This window comes from Ruegeria sp. BHSB058, assembly GCF_059613285.1.
Map to the genome: position 1 here is coordinate 1 of NZ_JBXWSF010000003.1, position 16,815 is coordinate 16,815.

The following is a 16,815-nucleotide window of genomic DNA, read 5'->3' on the forward strand; positions in this document are numbered from 1 at the left end:
GGAAAATCAACGATGCAAGAACTGCGATGGCCGCAAAAGCTGCCATGACGCCGAACGACCTGATGTGACCGACATTGCCGACCAGCGGAGGCGTCATCAAGCATCCAGCAACGTATCCCACAGCCCAACCGGTTCCAAGAAGACCTAAAGAAGCAGCACTGAATCCCTCAGCTGTACCCCGTATGGGAAGAATCAAACCGTTCATGCCGCCGGCGAACAACAGCAATGCCGAACCCAGCAGCAATGCACTTACCGGAAACAGTTGCTTGATCATTAGTGAGCCTTTTCAATGCCAAAGCGGGGCAGCAATGCCACCCCGCTTATCATAGCCTTTCTGTCCAATACCAGCCATGGCGTACGACTTGGCGTTACTCCGCCGCCTTGGCCATCGGGTTATTCGGATGCGTGGTCCAGTTGGCGTATTCTGCCTCGACCACCTTGCCAGTGCGTGGATCGGTTTCACCCGCAGCCATCGGCACCATCGAAATGCACCCTTCGACCGGGCATACATCAACGCAGAGGTTGCAAGCCACACATTCTTCGTCCTTCACCTCGAACACCCGGTCTGACGACATCGAAATAGCTTGGTGGCTGGTATCCTCGCAAGCCGCATAGCAACGACCGCATTTGATGCACTGATTCTGATTGATGCTGGCCTTTGCTACGTAATTCAGGTTCAGAAATTGCCAATCGGTGACGTTGGGGACCGCACGTCCAACGATTTCGGAAACGTTGACATATCCCTTTTCATCCATCCACCGCGACAGGCCAGCCGTCAACTCGTCGATGATTTTGAACCCATAGGTCATAGCAGCGGTGCAAACTTGCACCGTGCCGCAGCCGAGGCTCATGAATTCTGCCGCGTCACGCCACGTTGTCACGCCACCAATGCCCGAAATCGGCAACCCGCGCGTGTCGGAATTTCTCGCGATTTCTGACACCATTGACAATGCAATCGGCTTGACCGCTGGCCCACAATAGCCGCCGTGGCTACCCTTGCCGTCAATCGTCGGTTCCGGGCTGAAAGTGTCCAGATTAACACTGGTGATCGAGTTGATCGTATTGATCAGAGACACCGCGTCTGCACCACCGTTTTTCGCCGCAGTGGCTGGCTTTCGGATATCAGTGATGTTCGGCGTCAGCTTAACGATCACCGGCTTATCATAGTATTGCTTGCACCAGCGAGTGACCATTTCGATATATTCGGGCACCTGTCCAACCGCCGAACCCATGCCGCGTTCGCTCATCCCATGGGGACAGCCGAAATTGAGCTCGATCCCGTCAGCCCCGGTTTCGGTCACCTGCGGGAGGATCGCCTTCCATGCCGCTTCTTCACATGGCACCATGATCGAAGCGATCAACGCCCGATCTGGATAGTCCGCCTTGACTCGCGCCATTTCCTCGAGGTTCACCTCAAGCGGGCGGTCGGTGATCAGTTCGATGTTGTTGAGACCCAGCAAACGCCGGTCAGCCCCATAGATGGCGCCATAGCGAGGACCGTTTACATTGACCACCGGCGGGCCTTCGGCCCCCAGGGTCTTCCAGACGACACCACCCCAACCGGCTTCAAAGGCGCGGCGCACATTGTATTCCTTGTCCGTCGGCGGCGCAGAGGCCAGCCAGTACGGATTTGGGCTGGAAATGCCCAGAAAGTTTGTTGTCAGATCGGCCATGGCTTCTCCCTTCCCGGCTCAGCCGGATTTTTTGAATATCATTTCGGTCGGACGTATGCGCCCGGCCTTGAGGTTTTTGACGTAGTTCTGGAACTTTTCGGGTGCCGTCTCGCCCATCATCAGATGAATGCCCAGCGGTGCCGGGCCGGATTCGGCAATCTTTGCAAAGACGTCCTCGAAGAACTGTATCGCGAATTCGGTGCGATCCGTTTCTGTCACCAGTTCAAGACCCGCGGCGCTTGCCGCAGACTTATAAACACCCGGCGCATCCACGAACGAGGTTTCGGCAACAGTGGACCACGGCAGAGGGAAAGCCAGCGGCTCGTCCACGTCTCCGGCCATCACATCGAACAGGGCAAAAGTACCGCCCTTGGCCAGCGCCCGCGACACTTCAGCGAACAGCCCGGCCTTGTCCTTTATGTTCATGCCCACATGCATCATGACAGCCAGATCGAACCCAGCATCCGGCACCGGCATCTCCAAAGCACTGCCCACATGAAAGCTGGTTTTCGAGGAATGCCCGACCATATCGCTGAGCACCTTGGCGGTTTCAACGAATTCCGGTGTCAGATCGACGCCTGTTACTGTCGAGCCATAGCGATCCACGACATAGCGAGAGGTTCCGCCGATACCGCATCCGACATCCAGAACACGGGTCGCATGGGTCGGCGACAACTGCGCAAACAGGTTGTTGGTCGCCAGAACGCCGCCCGTATGGAACTCGTCCCCTGCTTTCAGGTCTGCGACCGTGGCCGCATCCGGATCGATACCGCTGGCCTCAAGCGCCGCGCGAACGCGGTCGGTCAGTGCTCCGGTGGTGTAGTGTTGCGCTACGGCTTGTTCGATCTGGGACATGGGAATACCTCAGCAGCGAAAGGAATGGGGCGAATACCCCATCCTATCACGAAACCAGCGTCTCGTGGATGTCCATCGCAGCATCCCGGCCTTCAGCAACAGCCGTAACGGTGAGGTCTTCACCGCCCGCCGCGCAATCTCCACCCGCCCAGACACCTGCCACGGAAGTGCGGCCCGCACCGTTGACAGCGATCTTGTTGCCGTCCAGCTTCAGCCCTTCCGGCGCACCTTCCAGCGTTTGACCAATGGCCTTGAACACCTGATCGACAGGCAGGCGCACGGTTTCGCCCGTACCAATCAGTTTGCCACCATCATTGACAGTATACTCCAGTTCTATTTCGGTCGCGATATCACTTCCGTGAACTGACAACGGTTGTACGTTGAACATCAGCTTGACGCCTTTTGAAGCCGCCAGGTCCTGTTCGAACCGGCTGGCTCCCATTGCTGAGCGATCCCGACGATAGGCGATGGTGACATTCTCCGCCCCCAGCAGTTTGGACTGCACTGCGGCGTCCACCGCGGTCATCCCGCCACCTATGACGACCACATTGCGACCAACAGGCAAAGTAGCCAAGTCGCTGATCTGCCGGAGATCCGCTATGAAATCCACCGCATCAAGTACGCCATCCTTATCCGCGCCTTCGACACGCAATGCGTTAACCCCGGCCAAACCGATAGAGAGAAAAACGGCGTCATAGTTTTCGCGCAAGCCATCTATTGTTATGTCCTTACCCAACACGGACCCTGTTTCGATGGTGATGCCACCGATCTTTAGAAGCCAATCCACCTCGGCTTTGGCAAAGTTGTTTGTGGCTTTATACGCGGCAATGCCGAACTCGTTCAGCCCCCCCGATTTTGCACGTGCCTCGTGGATCACCACATCATGGCCCATCATTGCCAGTCGGTGAGCACAGGCCAACCCTGCCGGACCTGCCCCGACAACAACTACGGTTTTGCCTGTCGGTGCGGCACGGCTGAACGGGTGCGTGCCAGAAGCCATCATGCTGTCTGTGGCATACCGCTGCAAACGTCCAATCTCGACCGGTTTGCCTTCGGCAGCCTCCCGAACGCAAACCTCTTCACACAGCGTTTCAGTAGGACAGACGCGGGCACACATCCCGCCAAGAATATTTTGTTCTAAGATAGTCTTGGCTGCCGCCTCGGGTTGTCCCGCCTGAATCTGTCGAATGAACAGCGGGATATCGATATCGGTGGGACAGGCCTTGGTGCACGGCGCATCATAACAGAAATAGCAGCGATCTGCCGCCACCGCGGCCTCGTGAGGCGCATAAGGCGGATGCAGATCCGCGAAATTCGAAATCAGCTCTTCGCTGGAAAGCCGTCCGGCTACAATGCCGGGAGCCATCTGGCCCTTTGCCATCGCTCTACTCCCTGTAGATGTGTTTTCTTGACTACAGCTTGCCACATTTGAAATTTTTATCAATTGGTAAAATTTAGAAATCAATCAAAAAAAGCGAAATCCGGACCATTCGGCCCGGATCTCATGAAACCTGGAACTGTTCGCGCGGTTTGCCAGTTCACACCATATTCGTCAGATGCCCGGACTTGATCCAGACGCGGGCACCCTCTGGCCCGACAATCGCCCGAAACTCGGCACCCGGCGGCAACCGCAGCCAATCCCACTTGCCGAATTTCTCTTCTGATTCTGTGAACATCCCACGGATCACAAACACTTCCAAACCTCCGGCTACGTCAATGCTGACATCTGCTCCCGGCAACCATGTTTCGACGCGGACGTCTTCGTGGATATCTTTGTAGAGAGCGATGTCACTCTCACCGTTGAGCGAACGATGCACTTCCGTGCGGTCTGCTGGATCAAACTGATGAAGCTTGACCAGAATGGTCGCCCCTTCTTGCGCCGAAGGTGTGTGAGAAGTGGTTGGCGGATTACGAACATAGCTGCCAACTGGGAAATCGCCGCTTTCATCCTGAAATAAGCCTTCGAGTACGAGAAACTCTTCCCCACCATCGTGGGTATGCGCAGCAAAAGAGCTCCCAGGCGCGAAACGGACAATCGTTGTGGCCCGCGCAACCTCTTCTCCAATACGGTCCAGCATCTTCCGCTCGACCCCAACCGCCGGAGATTTCACCCATTCGGTTTCCTCAAAATGCACGGCTGCGCGTTTCGTGAAATCGGCATTGATCCTCATGGGCTTTCTCCTGACCTTTTTTCCATCTTTAGATGGTATCTCAAGCGTAAAGTTCCAACATATTTGAAGAGAGAGCGTAGCAAGGCACCTGTTCCTCCAAAATGGTTTTCACCCAACAAGGCACACTCTATAAGCGCTTGGCAGCCGAAGCCAAAACAGGCAGAGACCTTCAATGACACAGAATACGGGCGCAAGCTTCAATATTGTCATCATCGGGCAAAATAACCGCTTGCAATACGAAGCCGTTCTGTTTGCCGCATCGCTGCGTTTGAGTTCCCCCAATTTCAATGGCCGCCTAATCGTCGCCGCACCGCAAATGGGGTCAGAATGGAACAACGACCCCGGCATACGAAATGAGGACATTCTGAATGCACTGGACTACTTGGAGGTCGAATTCTTACCCTTTGAAAGCCGAGTTTTCGGCGAAAGTTACCCCTATGGCAACAAGATCGAAGCCCTTTTGTCATTACCTGAGGGAGAACCGTTTGTATTCTTTGATACCGATACCCTGATCACCGGCGATCTAACCACGGTCCCGTTCGAGTTTGAACGCCCTTCGGCCTCGTTACGGGTCGAAGGAACCTGGCCCAAACCTACACTTTATGGCCCAGGCTTCGACGACATCTGGCGCGCCTTATATCAACGTTTTGGACTGGATTTTGAAAGCTCTCTCGATCACAGTCAGCCGGTCGATCATTGGCGGCGTTACTTGTACTTCAACGCAGGCTTTTTTTACTATTCCTGCCCAAGAAAGTTCGGACAGCGGTTTCTCGACTATGCCCGCTCCATTCGAGATGGCGATATTCCCGAACTTGTAGGGCAAAGCCTTGATCCATGGCTGGATCAGGTTGCGCTGCCCCTGGTGATCCACTCATTCGGCGGTGGGCGTGACGCGTTGCCGCTGGGACTTCTGGATGGGACCGTCAGTTGCCACTATCGCCTGTTTCCCTTGTTGTATGCCCGTGAGAGTGACCATGCCATCGAAGTCGCCGAAGCGGCCACATCTCATAACAAAATCAAAAAAGCACTAAAACCGTATGAACCAATAAAGAAAATGGTGCTTCAAGGCAAAGGCGCCAAAGTACGAGCGATGTTCGACCAACGCAACCTGCCTGTAAGAGAACAGGTCATTCGCAAACGGATCAAGGACAGTGGCCTATGGCTCCGTTGAGCGCTCCTGATTATCCAGCCTATGACACACCACCGTTCTTTACATAGGGTTCGTTGTGAAACTGCAAGCTATAGCTTACTGATTCCGCCAAGCATGTTCCAAAGGGAGACCAGATGATGTCCAACGGCCCGACTTATGGCTTTGATACGCTGCAAATTCATGCCGGAGCGCGCCCCGATCCGGCAACCGGCGCAAGGCAGACGCCGATTTATCAGACCACGGCCTACGTGTTCCGCGATGCCGATCACGCTGCAGCGCTTTTTAACCTGCAAGAGGTCGGCTTTATCTATTCGCGCCTGACCAATCCGACCGTCGCGGTTCTGCAAGAACGCATCGCAACACTCGAAGGCGGTGTTGGCGCGGTTTGCTGCTCGTCGGGCCATGCGGCACAGATCATGGCCCTGTTTCCGTTGATGGGACCAGGTTGCAACGTTGTCGCATCGACGCGCCTATATGGCGGAACGGTCACTCAATTCAGCCAGACGATAAAACGGTTCGGATGGTCGGCCAAATTCGTCGATACCGACGACCTTGACGCGGTGAAAAAGGCAATCGACGAAAACACTCGGGCCGTGTTTTGTGAATCCGTTGCCAATCCCGGAGGCTATGTGACTGACATTCGGTCGCTTGCAGATGTCGCTGATGCAGCCGGCGTTCCGCTAATCGTGGACAATACTTCGGCCACCCCGTACCTCTGCCGCCCGATCGAACAAGGTGCAACGCTTGTTGTGCATTCGACCACGAAATACCTTACCGGCAATGGTACGGTAACTGGTGGCTGTATCGTGGATTCCGGGCAGTTTGATTGGTCCGCCAGTGACAAATTTCCCTCGCTCAACGCGCCCGAACCAGCCTATCATGGGCTGAAATTTCACGAAACATTCGGTCCCCTCGCTTTCACTTTCCACAGCATCGCTATCGGCCTGCGTGATCTGGGCATGACAATGAACCCACAAGCGGCACACTATACATTGATGGGCATCGAAACACTCTCTCTAAGGATGCAGCGCCACGTGGAAAACGCGATGAAGGTGGCGGCATGGCTCGAAACGGATGAGCGTGTGGACTATGTGACCTATGCTGGCCTGCCCTCTTCCCCTTATCATGATCGGGTCAAAAAATATTACCCCAAGGGCGCGGGTGCTTTGTTCACATTTGCAGTCAAGGGCGGATATGAGGCTTGCGTCAAGCTCGTCAACGCGCTCGAGATTTTCAGTCATGTGGCCAACCTCGGAGATGCACGTTCGCTGATCATTCACTCAGCCTCTACAACACACCGCCAGTTGACAGTAGAGCAACAGGAAGCCGCAGGTGCGGGACCAAACGTTGTACGCCTTTCCATCGGCATCGAAGATGCGGACGACCTGATTGCCGATTTGGATCAGGCGCTGGCAAAGGCGTGTGACTGAACGCTACTGGCGATTGTACCATGACGGAGCAGCGCACTAACAAATTTGGACAACCCATCGGAGAGCCGGTCACGACCGGTTTTCCGCGCCCTCTCCCACCTCATAGTGCAATGCATGGGCAGTTCTGTTCAGTTTTGCCTTTGGACGTAAACGCGCACGGTCCGGAATTATTCCGGGCCTATGCGCAAGACGCGAACGGGCGGAACTGGACCTATCTGCCCTATGGCCCTTTTGACACCCAGGCGAGTTTTCTGGATTGGATGATCAACTCCTGCTCGGGAGCCGATCCTCTTTTTCATACCGTAACCAATGTCGAGGGAATGCCAGTCGGAATAGCCAGTTATCTACGCATCGAACCCAACCACGGAGCAATTGAAGTCGGGCACATCCATTTCTCGCCCCTGCTTCAGCGCCGTCCCGAGTCGACAGAGGCGATGTATCTGATGATGCGCCGGGTTTTCGATGAACTAGGTTACCGCAGATATGAGTGGAAATGTGATGCTTTGAACGGCCCGTCCTGTCGAGCAGCTGAACGTCTTGGGTTCCGGTATGAGGGTACGTTCCGTCAGGCGACGCATTACAAGGGTCGGAACCGGGATACCGCCTGGTTTGCCATTATCGATAAGGACTGGCCGCGCATCCGGCGCACCTTTCAAACTTGGCTTGACCCCGGAAATTTTGATGCCGCGGGCCAACAGAAATCAGCGCTATTGGCCCGCGAGAGTTGAAAGCGGACTATTCCGCTATCTCAAATACCATCGACACGGAGGTTTCCACCGTTATCTCACCGGCGGCGATTGGAAGTCCGCCCGAATCGGCCATCGACATCTCAGCCATACGCATCATTGGTCGACCGCCTCCACCGTGATCGTTGATGGCAACGACTTTGCCGAGCGTTATACCCGCCGCATCAGCCAACTGTTTCGCCTTGTTCATTGCATCAGCAACCGCTTTGACGCGCGCATCAGCCTCCAACGGCTTTGGATCCTGCATTCCAAAGTTCAACCCGTCAAAATCATTTGCACCGTCGCGAATGACCGAATCCAGTATGCCCCCCAAACGATCAAGATCGCGAATCCGAACGACAACCCGATTCGACGCGACAAAGCCAGTTATTCTGGGCTCCTGATCATTCTGGCCATGACGCCCAGCCCAAACCGGGGACAGAGATAGATCACGTGTTTGGATGTCACGCTCCTCGATCTCTAGTTCCAAGAGCCTGTTCAGAATCGCGGTCACGGCATCTGATGTCGCACGCATTGCCGCGGCAGCTTCGGTGTTCTGGTTGGTAACGCCTAACGTGATGGTCGCCATATCTGGCGCTGCCTCAGCTGTTCCGGTTCCGTTGACCGTGATACGGCCTTCATCTGCGCGCGCCAATCCTGCAGCTGTTGCCAACAAAACTGCAATAAGAAAAACCAATATCCTCAAAACACTTTCTCCTGTTGTTTCAGTCATAAAGATGGGTGCGCGGGGCTTTGCCGGACAAGGGGAGATTTGGTGTTTTTCTTTCCCTCGGCGACATCCTGCTCTAATCTCGGCACGTGGACACGATACCGTCTGCACATGATCTGAGGTTTACGGTATTTCCAGAGCATGAAACCCGCATTTGCTTTGCTGTTGTCGGTCGACAAGATCACGTTGCTGCACCGAGCCGATCAGGGCTGGTTGCGGGTCGGGGATGTATTCGCCAGCGATCCCGACCTCACCGCTGTTCTGGCAACTCTATTGGAGAAGGCCACGTTGCTCGAACTGGACACACGCTGCAAGGTGGTGCTTCCCGACGATCAGATCAGATATCTGACGATTGATACCGGTTCGGCCTCCGTTGACGAAAGACAGGTCCTGATTGAATCGGAACTTGAATCCGCGACTCCGTATCGGCTGAACGATCTGGTCTTTGACGCTGCAGAAGAGGGAACGGTTACGCATGTCGCCGCAGTCGCCAAAGTCACACTGAGCGAGGCAGAGGCATTTGCCAGAAAGCACCAGTTTCAACCAGTCAGCTACGTTGCATTGCCCAAACCAGATATGTTCCCACATGAACCGTTCTTTGGAGCAGCTTTGGGATTTGACGAACCGATCGAGCCAGACGACGATCGAATCGAAATAGTCGGGGAAGCCTCTATTCCGCAATTTGAAATTTCTTCGGATGCACTTTCCCAGAACCGAGAAATCTCTGTTCCTTTAGTCCAAGGCCCCGTCGGACCGGCAACAGGGCGACAAGACACCGTAGGATTCACATCGTGCCGACGCCCAAATCTACCCGAAGTCGAACAGGAAAACACAGGAAACAGCGCCGAGCCAACTCCAACAAAACCCGTAGAAAAACCGCACACTACTAAACTGCAGCGACCGCACCAACCTACAATACATCCGATCGCCGACTCGGCACCAGCTGCGGTATTTCAGGCGCCAATCGTGCCGAAATCACCGCCGAATGAGGCGGAGAGATTGACAATCTTCGGCGCAAGAAACTCAGGGCGCAAAAATCGTCTTTTAACGATTACGGCCATTGCCGCATCAATGTTTGTCGTCACAGGTTTGGCGGGTTGGCTTGTAGTTGGGACGAGCACTGGTCCCGATGCCGTTCCTGACCTCCAGAACCCGCCATTAGAAGTATCCGAGCGGTTCAACCCTGCCGATCCCGATGAAGGGCCACATGTGGTTGTCGATCAGGGCATTCCCGAAACGGCGGGAACGCCGGTGTTATCCGTCACAGACAGCGCAGTTCTCGACGCTTTGCGGGTCGAACCCCAGTCAGTTGATGTGGTTGACGTCAATCCAGAAGTAGAAGACTCACTTTATGCAGAGAGTGGTGTCTGGAGTGACGATCCGTTACCGCCTTTGGATCCTGAGATCGACACGTCCCTTAATGATCTTTACGTGGCCTCAATCGATACCGCCGACCTGTCGCAAGATGCCATCGCTTTACCTGATGCAGATTCGTTTAATACCGACTATCCTCTTGGTCAGGTAAGCCTCCCAGGCACGGCTGGAGCGAAATTTGAACTAGACTCTCGAGGGCTGGTGACTGCAACGCCCGAAGGAACGCTCAATCCGGATGGGGTGATAATCTATTTGGGACGGCCCTCGACCGTACCGCCGCCGCCACCCGAACGGACTGAATCCAAACCGGAAATAGATGAAACCCTAGTTCGCCTTGGCGGGTTCAAGCCGAAGCTGCGCCCCGATACACTTGTAGAGAATAGTGAACGCCAGCAACTTGGTGGGCGCTCGGTCGAAGAATTGGCCGGGCTGCGCCCCAAATTACGCCCTGAATCCCTCCAGACCGATCCGAAGATTGACAACGCACCAACAGCTCTTGCTGTTGTTGTCGCTTTGAAACCAAAGGTCCGCCCGAAAGGTCTGGCACCTGTAACGGCCTCAGTGTCCGCGGCAACAAACAGCACACTTGGAGCGTCAGGCGGTCAGGACAGTTCTGCATCTTCCGAGGAAGCAGGCAGTTTTGCAGCAATATCCGTTACGCCGAAAATCCCTTCAACAGCATCAGTTGCCCGTCAGGCAACGCTAGACAATGCGCTCAACCTTAGGCGTCTCAACTTGATCGGCGTATATGGAACCCCGGCCAACCGTCGAGCTTTGATCCGACTGCCGAGCGGGCGGTACAAAAAGGTCAAAGTCGGCGACCGGATCGACGGCGGGAAGATCGTCGCCATTGGCGACAGCGAATTACACTATCAAAAAAACGGCCGAAAAGTAACGCTGGACATGCCTAAAGGCTGAGTTCCCGTCTTTCTCTTGTAGAATCCCCTTGATGCTGCCTATCGAAACCTTGTCTCGCAGAACTCGCACCGAGGTGCAGACAATGGGGAAGTGGCTGTCGTGTTCTGGAAGTTCTGCGCGACCATTCCGTTTGTTTGACTGATCACGTTGGTACTGCAGACGTCATAAAATAGCCCATGGCTCCGTCGCAAAAAAAACGCCACGCGAGGGAGCGCGACGCTTTTCTTTTTCGGGCCTGTTTTTCAAGCCCGCGTCCCATATCTGTCTATTCCGCAGCGTGAATCTCACCAGTTTCGATCTGCTCGCGCTCGATTGACTCGAAAAGCGCCTTGAAGTTGCCCTCACCAAATCCGTCATCGCCTTTTCGCTGGATGAACTCAAAGAAGATTGGGCCAATTACGGTTTTCGAGAAAATCTGAAGCAGAATTTTGGTCTCACCGCCGTCAATCACGCCTTCCCCATCGATCAGGATACCATGTTTCATCATTCGATCCTTGGGTTCGCCATGACCCGTGACACGTTCATAGGACATGTCATAATAGGCCTCGTTCGGGCCGGGCATGAATTTCAAACCCTTGGCCGCGATTGCGTCTGTCGAATCGTATATATCATCAGTACCCACCGCGATGTGCTGGATCCCTTCACCCTTGTACTTCTTCAGATAGGCCACGATCTGGCCCGTTTCGCCGCGGTCTTCATTGATCGGGATGCGGATGCGGCCACATGGCGATGTCAGTGCGCGACTGAACAACCCGGTAAACTTGCCTTGAATGTCAAAGAAACGGATTTCCTTGAAGTTGAACAGATCGCCATAGAACTTGAACCACTTGTCCATGTTGCCCTTGAAGACATTGTGAGTCAGGTGATCGAGGTAATAGAACCCGTCGCCACGCGGTTTGGATTGCTTGAGCCACTCGAACTCTGCGTTGTAGGGTGAAGTATCGTAGTATTGGTCGATGAAATATATCAGAGAGCCACCAATGCCCTTGATGGCGGGTACATTCATTGTTTTGTCGGCGGCATCATACGGCTCGGCACCTTTCGAGACTGCATGCTCATAGGCGTCCCGCGCATCCGCAACACGCCAAGCCATCGCCGGGGCGCATGGGCCGTGTTCCTCGACGAATTTTGCAGCAAAGCTGTTCACATCGGCATTCAGGATATACGTCACGTCGCCTTGCTGCCAGAGTTCGACCAAGGGCTTGTTCTTGTGGCGGGCTACCAGTTCAAACCCCATCTTGGAAAACAAATCACGCAGTTCCTGCGGTTCGGGATGAGCGAATTCGACAAACTCGAACCCATCCGTGCCAGCGGGGTTATCAGCGCTGATAACAGACTTGGGGGCATTGTGTGGAAAGGGGCCCATGCGGCTTCTCCATGTTAGGACGGGTTCAATTTAGCTGATTCGAGAATACGCCTTTCTAGATGCTAGTTTTGCGCAATTTTTAGCTTACCCAGATGTTTACACGCGCGTTTCGCGCACTATCATTGAGAAAAAAGAGAAAATGACGCACATGCTGGATTCTATAGACTCGAAACTTCTGGCAGCACTGCAAAAGAACGCCCACCTAACCTCACATCAGTTGGGAGAGATGTTGAATTTATCGCCTAGCCAGGCAGGTCGCCGCCGACAAAGGCTTGAAGCAGAAGGTTACATCACCAACTATGCGGCCAAACTGGATCCCTTGAAACTAGGCCTGCATGTTCAGGGCTTTATTCAGGTGCACCTTGGTACTCACGGTCCTGACCAGTCCGCCGGATTCGCCCGCATGGTCCATTCGCGACCAGAGATCACCAGTGCCTGGACGATGACCGGAGAAGCGGATTATCTCCTACACGTCTATTGCGACGATCTTCCTGCTCTCAATCGGTTGCTTCACGAGGTAATCCTGCCCCATCCTGCAGTTGCGCGGGTACAAAGCCAGATCGTTATGGACCAATTGAAACGGGACGCTCCCCTGCCTATTTGAACGCCGGAAAGGGCACCAATGGAAAATTTCCTCTACCAGGCTTCGATTTATCTGGCGGCGGCGGTAATAGCGGTACCGCTTTCGGCACGTCTGGGATTGGGATCGGTACTGGGCTATCTGGCCGCCGGCATTGTCATTGGACCGATTCTGGGGTTGGTCGGCGCAGAAACAGCCAGCCTCCAGCACGTTGCCGAGTTCGGTGTCGTCATGATGCTGTTCCTGATCGGCTTGGAGCTTGAACCCAAAGCACTTTGGGATATGCGCGACAAGCTTCTGGGGCTTGGCGGGCTCCAGGTCGGGGTATCTTCGCTTGCGATCATGGTGGTAGCTATGATTGCCGGACATTCGTGGTCGATCGCCTTGGCCGTCGGGCTGACGCTGTCCTTGTCGTCGACGGCCATCGTGCTGCAGACCCTTTCGGAAAAGGGACTGATGCAGACCAACGGCGGGCGAGCGACGTTTTCCGTGTTGCTCACGCAAGACATCGCGGTCATTCCCATCCTCGCCTTCCTTCCATTGCTCGCCATCAGCCCTGGTGCACGGATACAAAACGACGGTTCCATCAGCCGCGGAGGTAGTGATAGCGGCCATCATCAGGCTCTTTCACTGGTAGACGGCTTGCCGGGCTGGGCAGTGACCTTGGTAACGATTGGAGCGATTGTATTTGTTGTTCTCGCTGGCGTCTATTTAACCCGACCCTTGTTTCGCTTTATTCACTCCACGCGGCTGCGCGAAATGTACACGGCCCTGGCGTTAATGATCGTGGTAGGCATTTCTTTCCTGATGACGTTGGTTGGGCTGTCTCCTGCACTCGGTTCATTTCTTGCTGGCGTGGTTCTGGCCAGTTCTGAATTCCGCCATGAAATGGAAAGTGACCTTGAACCCTTCAAAGGCCTGCTGCTGGGGTTGTTCTTCATTACTGTCGGCGCAGGGATCGACATCGCCTATTTTTTCCGCGATCCGTTTGACCTGATCGGGCTGGCGTTACTGGTAATACTGGCCAAAGGTATCATTCTCTACGTCGTAGGTCGTGCATTCAAACTCAAAGGGCGGGATCGCTGGCTTTTCACTCTTGGATTGGCCCAAGCAGGTGAATTCGGTTTCGTTCTGCTGGCGTTTTCCACCAAACAAAACGTCATTCCGCCAGACTTGTCGCAAAAGCTTCTGATGGTCATTGCCCTGACCATGCTGATCACACCGCTTTTGTTTATTGCCTACGACATCCTGTCTCGAAACATGCGGGACAAAATCCCGACACCCGAACCAGACAAGATCGACGAAGCAGGCCCGGTAATTATAGCAGGCATTGGGCGGTTCGGGCAGATCGTTAATCGGTTGGTACAAGCCAGTGGTTTCAAGACCATCGTTTTGGATCACAATATTGAAACGATCCAGTTGATGCGTCGCTTCGGAGTCAAAGGCTTTCTAGGAGACCCGACCCGACCGGAACTGCTACGTGCAGCCGGGCTCGCAAAGGCACAGGTTCTGGTGGCAGCCATGGATGATCCGAAGATGGTGACGCGTCTTGTGACATACGCCCGCAGACAGCGACCTGACCTGCACATTATCGCCCGTGCCCGTGACCGCAATCACGTCTACGAACTCTATCAGGCCGGGGCTGACGACATCGTTCGCGAAATGTTCGACGGGGCATTGCGCGCAGGACGCTATGTTCTAGAGAATGTCGGCCTCAGTGAGTACGAGGCCGCGCAGGCTGAAAAGACATTCTATCGCCACGACCGCAACACGATCCGGGATTTGGCGGATCTGTGGGTACCCGGCATGCCGACCGCCGAGAACAAGAAATACATCGAACGGGCTCAGCTTCTAGAGAAAGACCTCGAAACCGCGCTTTTGGAACTAGCTGAGGAACATGCCAAGAAAACTGCTTGATCGTCACCCGACGGGTCAATGCTAATGCGGCCCGCCCTAGACAGACAGGCGGTTCAACCGTCCGATACACCTGCTTCGGCAAAAGTCGCCATACCTGAATGGCATGCGACAGCGCTTTTCAGAATGTGTATGGCCAGCGCCGCGCCCGACCCCTCGCCCAATCGAAGACCAAGGGACAACAGCGGCTCCTTGTTCAGTTGTGCCAAAACTGCGCCGTGTGCGCCCTCGGCGCTCTGGTGCCCGGCAACGGTATGATTCAGCGCACCAGGTACCGTGTATTCCAGGCACGCCGCGGCCGCCGAACAGATAAAACCGTCCAGGATGACGGGAATGCGCAACACCCGCGCGGCAGCGATTGCACCAGCCATCGCCGCGATTTCGCGTCCACCTAGCCTACGCAAGATTTCGATGCCATCCCCGCTGTCACCATGCAGGGCAACACCTTCGGCCACGACGCGTGTTTTATTAGCAAGTCCAGCATCATCGACACCGGTGCCGCGCCCGGTCCAGTCTACAGCTTCTCCACCAAACAAGGCACAAGCAATAGCAGCCGCTGGTGTCGTGTTTCCGATCCCCATTTCACCTACAACCAGAAGATCCGAATTCGGACTGACCGCATGCCAGCCGGTCCGCAGCGCCATCAAAAGGTCGTCTTCAGACATCGCGGACGCCTTGGTAAAATCTTCAGTCGGCCGATCCAGTTCAAGCGCACAGACATCCAACTTTGCGCCCGCTGCCTTTGCCAACTGATTGATCGCAGCGCCACCATGCTGGAAATTCAAAACCATTTGCTCGGTCACTTCCGGTGGAAATGCCGACACCCCTTGCACCGTAACACCGTGGTTTCCTGCAAATACGATGACCTGTGGCGCTTCGATTACTGGCCGTGCATTCCCTCGCCAACCAGCATACCAGATGGCCAGTTCTTCCAGCCGCCCAAGCGCCCCCGGCGGTTTCGTCAACTGCCCATTGCGTTCTTCCGCCCCTTTGACCGCTTCGATATCTGGACCAGGCGCATCGGAGAGAAATGCACGAAATGAATTCAAATCGGAGAGTTCGGGCAGCATGGAAAGCCTCGTTGCATCGGAGTGGTGCTGCGTGTTTAACCACTGCATCCGTTGCCGCAACACCCCGAAAGGCCTGGATGTGACAAAAAACGACACGAAAGCTTTTTTGCTGTGGGATGTTGTCCTTGCACTCGTCCTGCTGACACGCCTGCCGATTCCAATGCTCCCTGACTGGGTGCTTGCTCGTCAGAAGCGAGCCTCATGGGCATTTCCAGTTGTGGGCCTGGTTCTGGGGGCGCTGGCCTGCACTGTCGGCCAGATCGCAGTCGCCATCGGGCTTTCATCGTGGGTGAGCGGCGGTTTGGTTGTTGCGGTCCTGATCCTCTGCGCGGGCGCGATGCACGAGGACGGCTTGGCTGATACCGCAGACGGGTTATGGGGCGGTTTTTCCCCAGAAAGACGGTTGGAGATCATGAAGGACAGCCATATCGGCACCTATGGGGTCCTGGCGCTGATCCTGTCCCAGTTTCTCCGGATCTCGGCTGTTGCCGCACTCATAGCCGCAGGAGCCTTGTGGTCGCTTCTCGCGGCGGCAATCTGGTCGCGGGCCTTGATGCCAATCTCAATGGGAGTTTTGCCCAATGCTCGAATTTCTGGTCTCAGCCATCAGGTTGGACGACCCTCAAAAGCCACTTGGATAGCTGGTCTGGGAGTTGCGCTAGTTTTTTGCTTTGTCCTGGGTGGTACTGCATTCCTGCTCCCTGCACTCTGCGCAAGCGCCACGGCATTTGCACTCGCAGTGATCGCCAAATCAAAAATCGGCGGGCAGACGGGTGATATACTCGGGGCTACGCAGGCACTCAGCGAAATCGCTTTTCTTTTGGCACTGGCGGCGCAAACCTGACTAAAGACACATGAT

The 16,815-nt window shown here is 55.0% G+C and carries 14 protein-coding genes and 1 pseudogene; 7 read left to right on the top strand and 8 right to left on the bottom strand.

Annotated elements, in window-relative coordinates; all coding sequences use genetic code 11:
• The 5 genes and pseudogenes from AC2FNB_RS01060 to AC2FNB_RS01080 form a co-directional block, all read right to left on the bottom strand.
• Positions 1-274 (bottom strand): annotated as a pseudogene (locus AC2FNB_RS01060) (MFS transporter); the annotation flags it as partial.
• Positions 275-368: 94 nt separating this feature from the next.
• Positions 369-1,673, bottom strand: a complete 1,305-nt coding sequence (gene preA / locus AC2FNB_RS01065) for an NAD-dependent dihydropyrimidine dehydrogenase subunit PreA (protein WP_480749890.1) — start codon at positions 1,671-1,673, stop codon at positions 369-371.
• Between the two features lie 18 nt (positions 1,674-1,691).
• Positions 1,692-2,528 carry a class I SAM-dependent methyltransferase gene (locus AC2FNB_RS01070; RefSeq protein ID WP_480749889.1) on the bottom strand — a complete coding sequence of 279 codons (837 nt, stop codon included), beginning with the start codon at positions 2,526-2,528 and terminating at the stop codon, positions 1,692-1,694.
• A gap of 46 nt (positions 2,529-2,574) precedes the next feature.
• Entirely contained in the window at positions 2,575-3,909 is a 1,335-nt protein-coding gene (locus tag AC2FNB_RS01075; RefSeq protein ID WP_496743926.1) for an NAD(P)-dependent oxidoreductase, read from the bottom strand.
• Between the two features lie 157 nt (positions 3,910-4,066).
• Positions 4,067-4,699, bottom strand: coding sequence for a cupin domain-containing protein (locus AC2FNB_RS01080; RefSeq protein WP_496743928.1), 633 nt, complete (start codon positions 4,697-4,699; stop codon positions 4,067-4,069).
• A gap of 172 nt (positions 4,700-4,871) precedes the next feature.
• On the opposite strand from AC2FNB_RS01080, the gene AC2FNB_RS01085 reads away from it, so the two are divergent.
• From AC2FNB_RS01085 to AC2FNB_RS01095, 3 genes are all read left to right on the top strand, one after another.
• Positions 4,872-5,870, top strand: a complete 999-nt coding sequence (locus AC2FNB_RS01085) for a GT-B fold glycosyltransferase domain-containing protein (RefSeq protein ID WP_496743929.1) — start codon at positions 4,872-4,874, stop codon at positions 5,868-5,870.
• Positions 5,871-5,986: 116 nt separating this feature from the next.
• On the top strand, positions 5,987-7,279 hold the full coding sequence (locus AC2FNB_RS01090) for an O-acetylhomoserine aminocarboxypropyltransferase/cysteine synthase family protein (protein WP_496743931.1): 1,293 nt from the start codon (positions 5,987-5,989) through the stop codon (positions 7,277-7,279).
• Between the two features lie 20 nt (positions 7,280-7,299).
• On the top strand, positions 7,300-8,007 hold the full coding sequence (locus tag AC2FNB_RS01095; protein ID WP_480749884.1) for a GNAT family N-acetyltransferase: 708 nt from the start codon (positions 7,300-7,302) through the stop codon (positions 8,005-8,007).
• 7 nt (positions 8,008-8,014) lie between these two features.
• Here AC2FNB_RS01095 and AC2FNB_RS01100 read toward each other — a convergent pair whose 3' ends face one another.
• Positions 8,015-8,737, bottom strand: a complete 723-nt coding sequence (locus AC2FNB_RS01100; protein ID WP_496743933.1) for an SIMPL domain-containing protein — start codon at positions 8,735-8,737, stop codon at positions 8,015-8,017.
• Between the two features lie 138 nt (positions 8,738-8,875).
• Between AC2FNB_RS01100 and AC2FNB_RS01105 the strand changes: the two genes are divergently transcribed.
• Complete coding sequence (locus tag AC2FNB_RS01105; protein WP_496743935.1) at positions 8,876-11,026, top strand: hypothetical protein; 2,151 nt, start codon at positions 8,876-8,878, stop codon at positions 11,024-11,026.
• 265 nt (positions 11,027-11,291) lie between these two features.
• Here AC2FNB_RS01105 and hppD read toward each other — a convergent pair whose 3' ends face one another.
• The gene (hppD, locus tag AC2FNB_RS01110) at positions 11,292-12,392 is read right to left on the bottom strand and encodes a 4-hydroxyphenylpyruvate dioxygenase (protein ID WP_496743937.1); all 1,101 of its coding nucleotides are present in this window, start codon (positions 12,390-12,392) and stop codon (positions 11,292-11,294) included.
• Between the two features lie 148 nt (positions 12,393-12,540).
• Here hppD and AC2FNB_RS01115 point away from each other — a divergent pair, with 148 nt between their 5' ends.
• Together AC2FNB_RS01115 and AC2FNB_RS01120 are read left to right on the top strand one after the other, a co-directional pair.
• Positions 12,541-12,996 (top strand): Lrp/AsnC family transcriptional regulator, encoded by a 456-nt coding sequence (locus AC2FNB_RS01115; RefSeq protein WP_480750006.1) that lies wholly within the window; start codon positions 12,541-12,543, stop codon positions 12,994-12,996.
• Between the two features lie 18 nt (positions 12,997-13,014).
• Positions 13,015-14,889 carry a monovalent cation:proton antiporter-2 (CPA2) family protein gene (locus tag AC2FNB_RS01120; protein ID WP_496743939.1) on the top strand — a complete coding sequence of 625 codons (1,875 nt, stop codon included), beginning with the start codon at positions 13,015-13,017 and terminating at the stop codon, positions 14,887-14,889.
• Between the two features lie 53 nt (positions 14,890-14,942).
• Here AC2FNB_RS01120 and cobT read toward each other — a convergent pair whose 3' ends face one another.
• On the bottom strand, positions 14,943-15,956 hold the full coding sequence (gene cobT / locus AC2FNB_RS01125; protein ID WP_496743941.1) for a nicotinate-nucleotide--dimethylbenzimidazole phosphoribosyltransferase: 1,014 nt from the start codon (positions 15,954-15,956) through the stop codon (positions 14,943-14,945).
• Here cobT and cobS point away from each other — a divergent pair.
• Positions 15,955-16,800: an adenosylcobinamide-GDP ribazoletransferase gene (cobS, locus tag AC2FNB_RS01130; protein ID WP_496743943.1), complete on the top strand. Its 846-nt coding sequence runs from the start codon at positions 15,955-15,957 to the stop codon at positions 16,798-16,800. The two genes, cobT and cobS, sit on opposite strands and share 2 nt — an antisense overlap.
• The last annotated feature ends 15 nt before the right edge of the window (positions 16,801-16,815 follow it).